This window comes from Streptomyces sp. NPDC057099, assembly GCF_042671245.1.
Classification (GTDB): domain Bacteria; phylum Actinomycetota; class Actinomycetes; order Streptomycetales; family Streptomycetaceae; genus Streptomyces; species Streptomyces purpurascens.
Genome location: NZ_JBHUTX010000029.1, coordinates 46,570 through 60,695, shown reverse-complemented (window position 1 = coordinate 60,695; position 14,126 = coordinate 46,570). Strand labels below are relative to the sequence as shown.

Below are 14,126 nucleotides of genomic sequence, written 5' to 3'. Positions count from 1 at the left end.
ATCACCCGCCATGACACCGAGCGCCACCGACGGCCCGGTTCCCAAGGGCCGCAGCAGGCGCAACTTCGCGGGGGCGCGGCCGGTGATGGCCGACGTGGCCCGGCTGTCCGGCGTCTCCAAGCAGACCGTCTCCCGCGTGCTCAACGACCACCCGGCCGTCCGCCCCGAGACGCGTGAGGCGGTCCTGGAGGCGATGCGTACGCTCGGCTACCGGCCCAGCCGCAGCGCGCGGTCCCTGGCCAGCGGCAGGACCCGGATGCTCGGCGTGATCTCCTTCGACGCCGCACGGTACGGGCCCGCCTCCATCCTGACCGCCATCAACACGGCGGCCCAAGAGGCCGGTTACCTCGTCAGCTCCATCGCCCTGGACACGGCCGACCAGGGCACCGTCGTCGAGGCCGTGAACCGGCTGTCGGCCGAGGGCGCGGACGGCGTCATCGCCATCGCCCCGCAGCAGTGGGTGGGCCGGGCGCTGGCGGAGACCGACCTCGGCACGCCGCTCGTGGTGCTGGAGAGCGCCCTCGACGCCAGCACTCCCCTGGTCACGGGTGATTCCCGTACCGGCGCCCGCAAGGCGACCGAGCATCTCCTCGGCCTCGGGCACGCCACCGTCTGGCACATCGCGGGCCCGACCGGCTGGACCTCCGCCGATCACCGGCTGACGAGCTGGCAGGAGACGCTCCAGGCGGCCGGTGCCGACGTCCCGGCACCCCTCGTCGGGGACTGGGGTGCCGACTCGGGTTATGAACTGGGCCGTCGGCTGGCCCGGCACCCGGAGGTGACGGCCGTGTTCGCCTCCAACGACCAAATGGCGCTGGGCCTGCTGCACGCCCTGCACGAGTCCGGGCGGTCCGTTCCCGGCGAGGTCAGTGTCGTCGGCTACGACGACATCCCCGAGGCGGCGCATCTGCTGCCCCCGCTGACCACCGTCCGCACCGACTTCGCCGAGATCGGCACGCGGTCCCTGCGTCTTCTCCTGGACCGCATCGACGGCCCCGGCGAGCGGCCCCGTGTGGACACCCTCGTCCCTGTGGACCTCGTCGTGCGCGCGAGCAGCGGTCCGCCGCCGGTGGGCTGACGGGCTCAGGCACTCCCCTCGGCGGCGGCCTTCTGCCAGGCCGACTCCCTCAGCAGCCGCAGGCCGTTCAGCCCGACGAGGACCGTGGAGCCCTCGTGGCCCGCGACGCCCAGGGGCAGCGGCAGGTCGCCTGCCAGGTCCCAGACGACGAGGCCGGCGATGAACACCCCGGCGATCACGAGGTTCTGGACGACCAGTCGGCGGGCGCGGCGGGAGAGGGCGACGGTGGTGGGGACGGCGGCGAGTTCGTCGCGCACGATCACGGCGTCGGCGGTCTCCAGGGCGAGGTCGGAGCCCGCCCGGCCCATGGCGATTCCGGTGTGGGCGGCGGCCAGGGCGGGTGCGTCGTTGACGCCGTCCCCGACGACCAGCACCTTGCGGCCCGCGCTCTCCATCTCCTGGACGGCGGCCAGCTTGTCCTGCGGCAGCAGCCCGGCGCGCACGTCGTCGATGCCGGTCTCGGCGGCGAGGCGCGCGGCGGCCCGGGGGTTGTCGCCGGTGAGAAGGGTCGGGGCGGTGCCGGTGAGCGTGGTGAGGGCGGCGACCGTGGCGGCGGCGTCCGGGCGTGGCCGGTCGGCGATGCCGAGCAGTCCGGCGGGGGCGCCGTCGATGACGACCAGGACGGCGGTGCGGCCGGACTCCTCCAGCTCCGCGACCCTTTCGAAGGTGTCGTCCGTCAGCCGGGCCGGGGCACCCACCGCGACCGCGTGGCCCTCGACGACGGCGGTCACTCCCACGCCCGGCGCGGAGGTGAAGTCCTCCGCCTCGGGCAGGTCGAGGCCGCGCTCACGGGCCGCGTCGACGACCGCCCGGGCCAGCGGATGCTCGCTGGGCCGCTCGGCCGCTGCCGCCAAGGTCAGCAACTCGCCCTCGTCCAGGCCGGATCCGGGCAGCGGCCGGACGTCGGTGACGCGCGGGCTGCCTTCGGTCAGGGTGCCGGTCTTGTCCAGCGCGACCGCGTCCACCTGGCCGATCCGCTCCATCACCACGGCCGACTTCACCAGCACACCGTGCCGCCCGGCGTTGGCGATGGCCGACAGCAGGGGCGGCATGGTGGCCAGCACGACCGCGCACGGCGAGGCCACGATCATGAACGTCATGGCCCGCAGCAGCGCGTCGGTGAGCGGCTCGCCGAAGGCGAGCGGCACCAGGAAGACGGCCAGGGTCGCGGCCACCATGCCCAGCGAATAGCGCTGTTCGACCTTCTCGATGAACAACTGCGTGGGCGCCTTGGTCTCGGACGCCTCCTGCACCATCCGGACGATCCGGGCGATCACCGAGTCGGACGCGTCGCGCTCGACCCGGGCCCGCAGGGCGCCGGTGCCGTTGAGGGTGCCCGCGAAGACCTCGTCGCCCGGCTCCTTCGGCACCGGGAGCGGCTCGCCGGTGATGGTCGCCTGGTCCACCTCGCTCGCCCCGTCCAGCACCCGGCCGTCGGCGCCGACGCGCTCCCCGGGGCGGACGAGGACGGTGTCCCCGACCGTCAGCTCCTCGACGGGGACGACCTGTTCGCCGCCGTCGGGAGCGAGCCGGGTGGCCGTGGCGGGGGCCAGGTCGAGCAGGCCGCGGACGGAGTCGGCGGTGCGGGCGGTGGCCAACGCCTCCAGGGCGCCGGAGGTGGCGAAGATGACGATGAGCAGGGCGCCGTCCATGACCTGCCCGATCGCGGCCGCGCCCAGTGCGGCGACCACCATCAGCAGGTCGACGTCGAGGGTGCGGTCCTTGAGCGCCTTCATCCCCTCCCAGCCCGGCTCCCAGCCGCCCGTGGCGTACGCCACCGCGTACAGCGGGCCCCAGGCCCAGGCGGGGGCGCCGGTCAGCTGGAGCGGCAGCGCGAGCAGGAAGCAGGCGGTGGCCGCCGCGGCCCAGCGCGCCTCGGGGAGCGCGAGAACACGGGTGCGCCGCCGCGGCACGGTCCCGGGGCGTGCGGGCTCCGACTCCTGGACCGGCCGCGGCGTGAGGGTGGAAGTCAACAGGGGTCCTTCTGGCAGGGGCGCGTGGACGCACCTCACCATACAGGAACACATGAAGACCCCTTCATACTTTCATGTACCCCGGCCGCGGCCCGGAACGGGCGTCAGCGCAGCTTGTCCTTGGCCTTGTAGTAGGCGCCGCCGAACGGCAGGAACCAGGGAGTGCCGTTGTAGAAGGGCACCGGGACCTTCGGGAACCCGAGGCCGCGCAGCGGGTTGGCCTCCGGGCGGCCGTCCATCATCTCGGCGACCGCGCGGCCCATGTAGGTGGCCATCTGGACCCCGTGGCCGCAGTACCCCATCGAGTAGTACAGGCCGTCGGTCTCGCCCGCGTGCGGGAGGCGGTCCCAGGAGAAGCCGACCATGCCGCCCCACACGTAGTCGATCCGCACCCCGGCGAGCTGCGGGAAGATCTCGGTCATCTCCCGCTTCAGGATGTCGCCGCTCTTGACGTCGGAGGCCGGGTTGGAGGGGGCGAAGCGGGCCCGGCCGCCGAAGGCGAGGCGGTGGTCCGGGGTGAGGCGGATGTAGTGGCCGATGTTCTTGGAGTCCACCACCAGACGGCCGTTCGGGATGAGCGACTTGGCGCGCTCCTCGCCGAGCGGCTCGGTCACGACGATGAAGCTGCCGACGTTGATGAGCCGCTTGCGGAACCACGGCATCGCCTTGTCGGTGTAGGCGTCGGTCGCGGCCATCACCTGCTTGGCGCGGATGGTGCCGTGGAGCGTCTCGACCACGAAGCCGCCGCCGGGGAGGCGGGTGAGGCCGGTGGCGGCGTTGCGTTCGTGGATCTCCGCGCCGGCCCGTTCGGCGGCCTCGGCGAGTCCGTGGACGTACTTGCCGACGTGCAGGGCGGCGCTGAGCGGGTCGAGCAGGGCTCCGTGGTAGTAGTCCGAGTTCAGTTCCGACTTCAGCTCGGCGCGGCTCAGGAGCCGGGTCTCGTGGCCGAAGTTGTCGGCCAGGTCGCGCTGGGTGGCCCGCATGCCCTCGAAGTGCTGCGGCTTGAAGGCGACTCCGAGGCGGCCGGCGCGGTGGAAGTCGCAGTCGATCCGCTCGGTCCGGGTGATCTCCTCGACCACGTCGACCGCCTCGCGGAAGGCGTCGTACAGCTCGCGGGCGCGCTCCTGCCCGTAGCGTTTGCGGGCCTCTCCGACGCCGATGGTGAGGCCCTGGGTGCACATGCTGCCGTTGCGTCCGGAGGCGCCCGAGCCGATCTTGTCCTTCTCGACGAGGACGACCCGGGCTCCCTTGCGGGCGGCGTGGTAGGCGGTGGACAGGCCGGTGAGACCGCCGCCGATCACGACCACGTCCGCCTCGTCGGGCAGGTCCTTTCCGGAACGGTCGGGCAGGGCGGGGGCGGTGTCGAGCCAGTAGGGGATCTGCTTCATGGCGTGCGTCCTCACATCCGTCCGTCGGGTCAGCAGCCGAGCAGCTTCGGCAGGCCCGTCATGTCGCGCAGCTCGTCGTACGGCTGGTAGTCGGCGCTGCCGGGGCGGCCGAAGCGGTTGATCCATACCCGGCGCTTCAGGCCGAGGTCGCGGGTCGGGATGTGGTCGTACTCCCAGCCCTGGGCGGTGTGGATGACCTGGGAGGGCTCGACGCCCATGGTCGTGAAGGCGTGCTCGAAGGTCTGCCGGTCCGGCTTGTAGGCGCCGGCCTGCTGGGCGGTGATGACATGGTCGAACTCGACGCCGATGTTCTCCACGTTCCGCGCGATCAGGTTGTCGTCAGTGTTGGAGATGATGGCGATCTCGTACCTGGTCTTCAGGGCACGCAGGGCGTCCGGGACCTCCGGGAACGGGCCGAAGGTGGGGACCGCCTCCACGAGGGCGTCGCCGTCGGAGGCGCGGTACTCCAGGCCGTGCAGCCGCATGGCGTTGCGCAGGCTGGAGTGCAGGATCTCGTGGTAGGGGCGGTAGGCCTCCAGGACGGCCTGGAAGCGCATGACGCGGAAGTCGTCGAGGAACTCGTCGACGTCCAGGTTGTCCAGGTCGAGACGGTCCTCAAGGACCTTCAGGGTGGTGGGGCCGAGCTGGAAGTCGACCAGGGTGCCGTAGGCGTCGAAGGTGACGATCTCTCGCATGGTGTTCAGCCTCGTTTCGCGGGTTCGGTAAGTGGGGGCGAGCGTCAGACGACGCGGGCGGGCGTCAGACGACGCGCTCGCCGGGCGTGACGATCGCGTCGAGTGCGGCCAGGTCGGCGGGGTCGGGGATCCAGTCGGCCGCCGCCGCGTTGGCGGTGACCTGCGCGGGGGTCATGGCGCCGCAGATGACCGAGCCGACCGCGGGCAGTGCGGCCAGTGCGCCCACGGCGACCTGAAGCAGGGTCAGGCCGCGCTCGGCGCCGTACGCGGTGAGTGCCTCGACGCGGTCGAGGGCCGCGTCGGTGAGCCAGCCCTGCCGCCAGGACAGCCGGCTGCCGGGCGGGGGCTCCTCGCCGCGCCGGTACTTGCCGCTGAGCAGGCCGTTGGCCAGCGGGTAGTACGGCAGCAGCCCCAGGCCGTGGCGCAGACAGGCGGGGATGAGGTCGGCCTCCGCGCTCCGGTCGAGCAGGTGGTAGCGGGCCTGTGTCGACACGAACGCCTCGGTGAGTTCCTCGGCCGGGAGGTTGGAGCAGCCGAGGTACCGGATCTTGCCCTCGTCCACGAGTTCGGTCAGGGCGGCGACGGTCTCCTCCAGCGGGGTGAGGCCGTCGGGTTCGTGGTACTGGTACAGGTCGATCCGGTCGGTGCCGAGCCGGCGCAGGGAGGACTCGACGGCGTACCGGATGTAGGGGCGGGCGCCGCGTCTGCCGTACAGGTCGGCGTCGGGGCCCATCTCCATGCCGAACTTGGTGGCGAGTACGACGTCGTCGCGGCGGCCCTTGAGGGCGGCGCCGAGGAGGCGTTCGCCGTCGCCGCGTTCCCCGCCGCGCTCGCCGAACCCGCCGTACATGTCGGCGGTGTCGAACAGGGTGATCCCGGCGTCGAGGGCGGCGTGGACGACCGCGTTCGTGCCCTCCTCGTCGAGGCGGGAGCCGAAGTTGTTGCCGCCGACGCCCACCGCCGAGACGACCGGGCCCTGCTCACCGAGCGTGCGATACCTCATGACCGGTCCCCGAATCCGATGCAGACGTTCTTCGTCTGGGTGTAGCTCGCCAGCGCCTCCAGGCCCTTCTCCCGGCCCCAGCCGCTGTGCTTGTAGCCGCCGAAGGGCAGCTCGATGCCGCTGCCGGCACTGGTGACGTTGACGTAGACCTGGCCGGCCCGGATGCCCTCGGCCAGGCGCATCGCCTGGTCGAGGTCGCGGCTCCAGACGTAGGAGGACAGGCCGTACGGGCTGTCGTTGGCGATCCGGAGGGCCTCGTCGGCGTCGTCGAAGTCGATGACGGTGACGACGGGGCCGAAGATCTCCTCACGGGCGCACCGGGCCTGGTTGGTCAGGCCGGTGAGGACGGTCGGCTCGATGTAGTAGCCGTCGGCGAGTTCCGGGGCGGAGGGGGCGCCGCCGCCGACCCGGGCCACGGCGCCTTCCTGCCTCGCCAGTTCCAGGTAGCCGAGGACGCGGTCGCGCTGCCGGGCGGCGACCAGGGGGCCGATGTCCGGGTCCGTGAGGCCGGGGCCGACGCGCAGGGCGGCGATCCTCTCGACCAGCCGGTCCAGGAACTCCTCGGCGCCGCGCTGGAGCAGCAGCCGGGTGCCGGCCGAGCACATCTGGCCGGCGTTGCTGAACGACCAGCCCAGGATCGCGCTCAGCGCCAGGTCGAAGTCGGCGTCGGCGAAGACGATGAACGGCGACTTGCCGCCCAGTTCGGTGACGGAGGGCACCACGTTGGCGGCGGCGGCCTGGGCGACCTTGATGCCGGTCGGGACCGAGCCGGTGAAGGTGACCTGGTCGATGCCGGGGTGTCCGGCGAGGGCCGCGCCGGTCTCGGCGTCGCCGGGTACGACGTTCAGCGCGCCCGGCGGCAGCCCGCACTCCAGCGCGATGCGGCCGACCTCCAGCGGGGTGAGGGGCGCCTCCGGGGAGGGCTTGAGCACCACCGTGCAGCCTGCCGCGAGGGCCGGGGCGGAACCGCGGGCGGTGTTCTGGAGGGGGTAGTTGAACGGGATGATCTGGCCGGATACTCCGATGGGTTCACGGACGGTGTAGTCGATCAGACCGGGTCCGAGGGGGATCGTGGAGCCGCCGAGCTTGTCGGCGATGCCCGCGTAGAACTCGAAGTAGCGGGCGGCGGACTCGACGTCCGCCCTGGCCTGGCGGAGCGGCTTGCCGACGTCCTGGCACTCCAGGCGCGCCAGCCGCTCGCCCTCGCCGCGTATCGCGTCCGCGATGCGGTTCAGCAGCCTGCCCCGGTCGGCGGCTCGCATCCGGGCCCACTCGGGCGCGGTGAAGGCCGCGCGGGCGGCCGCCACGGCCTGGTCCACGTCCGCCGGTCCGGCCAGCGCCACCTGGGTGAGGGCCGTGCCGTCCGCCGGGTCGAGGACGGTGAAGGTGCGCCCGTCGGCGGCGGGGATCCGCTTGCCGTCGACGAGCAGCAACTGGGGATCGCCGCTCATGGCTTGATCTCTCCCTGCACCTCGCCGAAGATGACGACCTCGTCGCCGGGCCGGACGGTGCGGATCCGGCGCACCCAGAGCACGATGCCGTCCTGCGGGGCGCGGACCTCCTCCAGCGTGTTGCCGTAGTGGTCGACGATGTGGGCGATCAGGTCGCCTTCCTTGCACGTCTCGCCCGGTACGGCGTGGCCGAGGAAGAAGCCGCCGGCGGCGGAGCGGGCGAAGGTGCCGGAGACGGCGATGTAGTCGTCCCGCAGCTCGGCCCCGCCGTCGGTCATGTTCAGCTGCCGCATGATGTTGAGGACGGAGTCGATGTGCAGTCGGACGTTCTCCTCGCGGTAGGTGCCGCCGCCCGCCTCGATGGTGATGGCCGGCTTGCCCGCGGCCAGGGTGGGGTGGCGGACCGTGCCGCCCCACTTGCCGCCCTTCCAGATCAGCCGGTGCCCGGCGGCCAGGCCGATGCCGGTGGCCAGGTCCTCGTAGCCGCCCTGGACGATGGTGAGCGGGGCGATCTCGCCGAAGGTGCCGCCGGTGTGCAGGTCGACCAGGGCGTCAATGGCCGGGACGACCTGCTCGACGAAGGTGGCGGCCAGGCGCAGCGAGTAGGAGCCGTCCGCGTCGCCCGGGAAGATCCGGTTGAGGTTCAGGTGGTCGAGGCCGCTGGTGCGGGCCGCCGCCTCGAAGGCCGGGGTGTTCATGCAGGGGATGCCGACGAGGGTGCCGCGCAAGCCCACCGGGTCGATCTCGGCGAGGACGCGGCGGATGGCCTCCTGGCCGTCGTACTCGTCGCCGTGCACACCGGCGTCCACACACAGGACCGGGCCGTCCTCGGTTCCGTTGACGACGATCAGCGGAATGCCGAGCTCCACGCCATAGGTGCTGGTGCCGACGGGGATCAGACCCTGGGCACGCTCGCCGGGGGCGACGGTCAGGGGGCCGATGGAGTACATGTGGTTCCTTTCCAGAACATGTGTCAGATCCAGAACATGAGTCAGAGGCGGGCGGAGGCCTCGTCGAGGGTGGCCGCGATGATGTCGGCGATACGGTCCAGGAGTTCGCGGTCGCTGATCAGCGGGGGCGCGATCTGGACCAGCGGGGCGGCGCGGTTGTAGACGCGGGCGAGCAGCCCGGCCTCGCGCAGCCGGCGCGGGATCAGGTCGGCGACGAGTGCGGTGCGGGCGGTGTCGCCGAAGCCGCCGTCGTCGAGGTCGCCGGTGAGTTCGACGGCGTAGAAGAAGCCGGCGCCGCGGACGTCTCCGACGATCGGCAGGTCGGTCAGGGAGTCCATGCGCCGGGCCAGATGCGCCTGGTGGCCGCGGACGTTGTCCAGGATCCGGTCCCGCTCCATGATGTCCAGGCTGCGCAGGGCGATGGCCGCGCTGAGCGGGTGGCCGGCGAAGGTGTAGCCGTGGTTGAGGACCGCTCCTGGCCGGTTGATGACCTCGGTGACGCGGTCGCTGACGAGCGTCGCTCCCATGGGGGCGTAGCCGGCGGTGATGCCCTTGGCGACGGTGACGATGTCCGGGCGGGCCCCGTACAGGTCGCCGCCGAACCACTCCCCCAGCCGTCCGAAGGCCGTGATGACCTCGTCGGCGACGAGCAGGAAGCCGTACCGGTCGGCCAGCGCCCGCAGGCCCGGCCAGTAGCCCTCGGGCGGGGTGATGCAGCCGCCACGGTTCTGCACCGGCTCGGCGATCAGCATCGCGATGGTGTCCGGGCCCTCGGCCAGGATCGCGGCCTCCAGCTCGGCGAGCAGGCGGGAGGTGAACGTCTCGTCGTCCATGCGCTCGGGGGCCTCGGGGGCCTCGGGGGCGAGGCCGAAGCGGTTGGTGTTGGACACGAACCGGGTCTCGATCGCGCCCGGCCCGTACGGTTCCCGCAGACCGGGGTCGTCGGTGAGCGACAGGGCGCCGAGGGTCAGGCCGTGGTAGGCGCCGCGGCGGGCGATGGCCTTGGTGCGGCCCGCTTCGCCGCGCAGGGCGTGGTAGCGGCGGGCGAGCTTCCATGCGGTCTCGACGGCTTCGGCGCCGCCGCCGGAGAAGAAGGTGTGCTCGATGTCGACGGGGGCGATGCGCGCCAGGCGCTCGGACAGCTCTATGGCCGTGGGGTGCGCGGAGGAGGACCACAGGGGGCTGAAGCACAGCTCGCGCAGCTGGCGGTCGGCGGCCTCGGCGAACTCGGGGGCGTAGGAGTAGCCGAGCTGGCAGCAGTACAGGCCGGAGAGGCCGTCGATGTAGCGCTTGCCGTCCGCGTCGTCGACGTACGGTCCTTCGCCGCGCCGGACGACGAAGAGGTTCTCGCCGGAGCGGCCGAGCGAGCCGTTGGGGGTCATGTTGAGGAGCAGGTGTCTGGCCGCGGTGGCGGAGAGTTCACCGGCCGGGGCCTGGGTGCTGATGGTCATCGGCTCTCACTTCCGGCGGGGAGGCTCACGGCGGATTCCGTGGGCAGCAGGCCCGCCTGCTTGCCCGGGCCGCCCAGTCGGCGCACGGCGGCGACCAGGGCGAGGGCGACGACGGCGACCGCGATGAGGATCGCGCTGATGGCGGTCACCGACGGATCGACGTTGTACTGGAGGACGTTGAACACCTGGACGGGCAGCGTCACGGTGTCCACGGAGGACAGGAACTGCGAGATGAAGAACTCGTCGAAGCTGGTGATGAAGGAGAAGATCGCGGCGGCGATCATGCCCGGTGCGGCGAGGGGGAAGGTGATGCGGCGCCAGACGGTCAGACGGCTGGCGCCCATGCTGGCCGCCGCGTCCTCCAGGCGTTCGTCGATGCCCTTCAGCGTGGCCATGAGGATCATCACCGCGATGGGCGAGGCCAGCACGGTGTGGCCGAAGGCGATGGCGATGGGGCTGCCGAGCATCGCGGCCGGTTCGAAGAGCAGGAACAGGCCGAGGGCGATGACGACCTGGGGGATCACCAGCGGGGCGAGGACCAGGCCGTAGACCGCGGAGCGCAGGGGCAGGTCGCTGCGGACCAGTGCCGTGGCCGCCGTGATGCCGAGGACGAGGGAGAAGACGGTGGTCAGTGAGGCGACCAGGACGCTCAGCGAGAGCGCGGCCGGCCACTTGCTGCCGTCGGCGAACAACTGCTCGTACCAGCCGAGCGTCCAGGCCTCCGGCGGGAAGGAGCCGAAGGCGTCCTTGCCGAAGGAGGTGACCACGATGACGATGATCGGCATCGCCAGGAACAGCAGGATCAGGGTGGACAGGACCGCCAGGGCGATGCGTCCGGCCAGGGTGGCACGCAGCTCGATCACGACGCCGTCCCCCGGTTCCGGTAGGCCTCGCCCGCCGACTTCAGCAGCCGCAGCAGGATCAGCCCGGCGAAGGTGAAGAGCAGCAGGATGATGCCGAGGGCCGAGGCGCCGTTCCACTGGTTCTGCTTCATGACCTGCTCGTCGATGAGCGAGGCGACCATGGTCTGCTTCTCGCCGCCCATCAGGGCGGGCGTGAGGTAGTAGCCGAGGCAGAGGATGAAGCACAGGACGCCGGCGTTGACCAGGCCGGGCGCTACCAGGGGCACGTAGACGCGGCGGAAGATGGTGATCTTTCCGGCGCCCATGCTGGCCGCGGCGGCCAGGAGCCGGCGGTCGATGCCCTTCATGACCGCGTACAGCAGCAGCACGGTGTACGGCAGCATCACGGCGGTGGTGCCGATGACGACGCCGATCTCGTTGTAGAGCAGCTGGAAGGGGGCGCCGGGGAAGTGCGTGTCGGTGAGGGCGTTGTTCACCACGCCGTTGTCACCGAGCAGGATGATCCAGCCGTAGGTGCGCACCAGGGCGCTGATGAAGTGCGGGACGACCACCACGAGCATCGCGAGGCCCGCCCACAGGGGCTTGAGCCGGCAGATCGCGGAGGCCAGCACGAAACCGACGACCAGGCTGATCAGTGAGGTCTCGGCGGAGATCCGCAGGGTGGTGAGCAGGATCTCCAGGTTGGCGCCGCGGAAGGCATCGGCGTACCAGTGGAGGGTGAAGCCGCCGGCCTGGTCCTTGAGGCTCAGCATCAGCGTGCTGAAGATCGGATAGACGAAGAGGATCAGCAGATAGAGGACGACGGGCGCGGCGTTGAGCAGTCCGAAGCGGGTGCGGCGGTCGGAGAGCAGGCGGGCCTGTCGTTTCCTGCGGGGCACCGGGGCGGCGGGGCGGGATGCCGGAGCGAGTACGGCCACGTCCTCACCCCCCGTCTTCCGTGTCGGGGAAGACGCTGACGTTCGCGGGGTCCGCGGTGAGGCCGACGCGCTCGCCGAAGGAGGGGGCGCGTCCGGCGGGCAGTTCCAGCCGTACGAGTTCGCTGTCGGCGCCACCCATGGGGCGGACGGTGACCCGTACGAGGGTCCCGACATAGGTGACCGTCTCGACGGTCCCCGTACAGAAGCCCTGGTCGGGCGGGCACAGGACGAGCCGGCCGGGCTGGACCGCAGCGCGCACCCGCGCTCCGTCCGGGACGGCCTGCGGACGGGCCGTGATCAGGCCGCCCGAGTCGAGCCGGACGGTGGTGAACTCCCCCGTCTGCGCCTCCAGGCGGCCCGGGAGGAAGTTGGCGGCGCCGAGGAAGTCGGCGACGAACGGGGTGCGCGGGCGCTCGAAGAGCTCCTGCGGGGTGTCGAATTGGTCGATCCGCCCGTCCCGCATGACCGCGATGCGGTCGGAGAGGACCAGGGCCTCTTCCTGGTCGTGCGTCACATAGATGACGGTCAGGCCGAGTTCCTGCTGGATGCGCTTGATCTCGGTCTGGAGCTGGTCGCGCAGCTTCTTGTCGAGAGCGCCCAGGGGTTCGTCCATCAGGATGACCGGGGGCCGGTAGACCAGGGCCCGGCACAGCGCGACGCGCTGCTGCTGGCCGCCGGAGAGTTCGCGTGGCCTGCGGCGGGCCATGGCCGACAGTCCTGCCATCTCCAGGGTCTCGCCGACCCGGCGGCGCTGGTCCGCCTTGGACACACCGCGCAGGGTCAGCGGGAAGGCGACGTTGTCCCACACCGTCATGTGCGGGAAGAGCAGGTACTGCTGGAAGACGAAGCCCAGTCCGCGTTTCTGCGGGGCGAGGCGGGTGACGTCACGGCCGCCGACGACGATGCTGCCGGAGTCGGGCTCGCAGAACCCGGCGATCATCATCAGGGTGGTGGTCTTGCCGGAGCCGGACGCTCCGAGGAAGGTGACGAACTCGCCCGCCGCGATCTCCATGGAAACCTCGTCGACGGCGGTGACGCCCCCGTAGGTCTTGCGAAGTCGCGTGACGGACAGGGGTTTTCCGGTACCGGTCGGCATCGACGGCAGGGTGAGCGAGGGGTCGGGCATCACGTTCAGGTCAGGCATGCGTCCACTCCTGCCAGCGCTTGGACACGGCGTCCTGGTTCTTGATCCACCACTCGACGTCCAGGTCGAAGCCGCTCTTCAGGTGCTCGGGCGAGCTGCCCAGGTTGGCGGCGGTGGCGGGCTTGAGCTTCTTGTAGGCGGCGGGCACCGAGGGGGCCATGGGGTAGATCTCGGCGTAGGCGGCCTGTACTTCGGGGCGCAGCGAGAAGTCGATGAGTCGGTAGGCGGCGTCGAGGTTGGCGGCTCCCTTGGGGATGCCGAGCCCGTTGCTCTGGCGGCGGGCGCCGTTCCACTGGTAGGCGAGGGGTGCGCCGCCCTTGATCAGGGCGTCCAGGCGGCCGTGCCAGACGCTGGAGGCGTCGACCTCCTTGCGGCCCAGCAGTACGCCGGGCAGGGCACCGGTGTCCCAGAACTTGCGGACGTGGGGCTTGATCTCGCCGAGGACCTTGAAGGCACGGTCGACGTCGAGGGGGTAGAGCTTGTCGAGGGCCACGCCGTCGGCGAGGAGGGCGAACTCCAGCTCGGGCAGGTCGGCGTCCAGGGCCTGGAGGGCGCGGTTGCCGGGGAACGCCTTGGTGTCCCAGAAGTCGGCCCAGGAAGAAGGCTTGCTCTTGCCGAAGGCGTCCGTGCGGTACGCCATCACGCTGGCCCAGTAGTTCTTGCCGACGGCGTTGGAGGTGACGAGGTTCTTGGCGACGCCGGCCTTCTTGAAGTTCTTCAGCCGGTCGTAGTCCAGGGCCTCGGTGGCGCCCTCCTGCTGGAAGAGCACGAAGTCGGCCATCGAGTCGTCGATGACGTCGAACTCGGGGCGGCCCTGCTTGATCTGGGCGAGCATCTGGGCGTACTCGATGTTCACCACCTTGACCTGGATGCCGGTCTCCTTGGTGAACGGCTCGTAGATCGCCTGCTGGTTGGCGTCGCCGTAGGAACCGCCGCTGTTGCGGACGACGAGCGTCTTGGAGCTCTTGGAGCCGCTGCCGACGGAACGGCTGGTGCCGGTGCCGCAGGCGCTGAGCGTGCCGGCGGCGGCGATGCCTGCGGCAACCGAGCCGACGCCGCGCAGGAACACTCTGCGGTCGATCCGGGTGCCACGCGGCGGAGCCGCGAATCGATGCGTCACGGGGGCCTCCTGGATGTGCTGTGCGGAAAGGGGGAGCGTGGGGGTGAGGCGTGTAGCGGGGGCTCGTTCTGTGGGGGGGCGTGCGTCAGGGGG

At 71.4% G+C, this 14,126-nt stretch carries 12 protein-coding genes; 1 reads left to right on the top strand and 11 read right to left on the bottom strand.

Annotation, left to right across the window (positions count from 1 at the left end):
• The first annotated feature begins 10 nt into the window (after positions 1 to 10).
• On the top strand, positions 11 to 1,078 hold the full coding sequence (locus ACFT4A_RS28580; protein ID WP_382835355.1) for a LacI family DNA-binding transcriptional regulator: 1,068 nt from the start codon (positions 11 to 13) through the stop codon (positions 1,076 to 1,078).
• Between the two features lie 5 nt (positions 1,079 to 1,083).
• On the opposite strand, the gene ACFT4A_RS28575 is transcribed toward ACFT4A_RS28580, so the two are convergent.
• From ACFT4A_RS28575 to ACFT4A_RS28525, 11 genes are all read right to left on the bottom strand, one after another.
• Entirely contained in the window at positions 1,084 to 3,051 is a 1,968-nt protein-coding gene (locus tag ACFT4A_RS28575) for a heavy metal translocating P-type ATPase (protein WP_382835352.1), read from the bottom strand.
• A 104-nt stretch (positions 3,052 to 3,155) separates the two neighbouring features.
• Complete coding sequence (locus tag ACFT4A_RS28570) at positions 3,156 to 4,439, bottom strand: NAD(P)/FAD-dependent oxidoreductase (protein WP_382835349.1); 1,284 nt, start codon at positions 4,437 to 4,439, stop codon at positions 3,156 to 3,158.
• 29 nt (positions 4,440 to 4,468) lie between these two features.
• Positions 4,469 to 5,134 carry a haloacid dehalogenase type II gene (locus ACFT4A_RS28565; protein WP_382835346.1) on the bottom strand — a complete coding sequence of 222 codons (666 nt, stop codon included), beginning with the start codon at positions 5,132 to 5,134 and terminating at the stop codon, positions 4,469 to 4,471.
• 64 nt (positions 5,135 to 5,198) lie between these two features.
• Positions 5,199 to 6,137, bottom strand: coding sequence for an aldo/keto reductase (locus tag ACFT4A_RS28560; protein ID WP_382835344.1), 939 nt, complete (start codon positions 6,135 to 6,137; stop codon positions 5,199 to 5,201).
• Positions 6,134 to 7,588, bottom strand: a complete 1,455-nt coding sequence (locus ACFT4A_RS28555) for an aldehyde dehydrogenase family protein (protein ID WP_382835341.1) — start codon at positions 7,586 to 7,588, stop codon at positions 6,134 to 6,136. Before ACFT4A_RS28555 ends, ACFT4A_RS28560 begins: the two co-directional genes overlap by 4 nt.
• Positions 7,585 to 8,538, bottom strand: a complete 954-nt coding sequence (locus ACFT4A_RS28550; RefSeq protein ID WP_382835338.1) for a succinylglutamate desuccinylase/aspartoacylase family protein — start codon at positions 8,536 to 8,538, stop codon at positions 7,585 to 7,587. Before ACFT4A_RS28550 ends, ACFT4A_RS28555 begins: the two co-directional genes overlap by 4 nt.
• Before the next feature lie 41 nt (positions 8,539 to 8,579).
• Positions 8,580 to 9,989, bottom strand: a complete 1,410-nt coding sequence (locus ACFT4A_RS28545; protein WP_382835335.1) for an aminotransferase class III-fold pyridoxal phosphate-dependent enzyme — start codon at positions 9,987 to 9,989, stop codon at positions 8,580 to 8,582.
• On the bottom strand, positions 9,986 to 10,852 hold the full coding sequence (locus ACFT4A_RS28540; protein WP_382835332.1) for an ABC transporter permease: 867 nt from the start codon (positions 10,850 to 10,852) through the stop codon (positions 9,986 to 9,988). Before ACFT4A_RS28540 ends, ACFT4A_RS28545 begins: the two co-directional genes overlap by 4 nt.
• A complete protein-coding gene (locus tag ACFT4A_RS28535) occupies positions 10,849 to 11,769 on the bottom strand; it encodes an ABC transporter permease (protein WP_382835329.1) in 921 nt (306 codons plus the stop codon). Before ACFT4A_RS28535 ends, ACFT4A_RS28540 begins: the two co-directional genes overlap by 4 nt.
• Before the next feature lie 4 nt (positions 11,770 to 11,773).
• On the bottom strand, positions 11,774 to 12,913 hold the full coding sequence (locus tag ACFT4A_RS28530) for an ABC transporter ATP-binding protein (protein WP_382835326.1): 1,140 nt from the start codon (positions 12,911 to 12,913) through the stop codon (positions 11,774 to 11,776).
• A complete protein-coding gene (locus ACFT4A_RS28525; RefSeq protein ID WP_382835323.1) occupies positions 12,906 to 14,033 on the bottom strand; it encodes an extracellular solute-binding protein in 1,128 nt (375 codons plus the stop codon). The genes ACFT4A_RS28530 and ACFT4A_RS28525 overlap by 8 nt, the downstream gene beginning before the upstream one ends.
• Between the last annotated feature and the right edge of the window lie 93 nt (positions 14,034 to 14,126).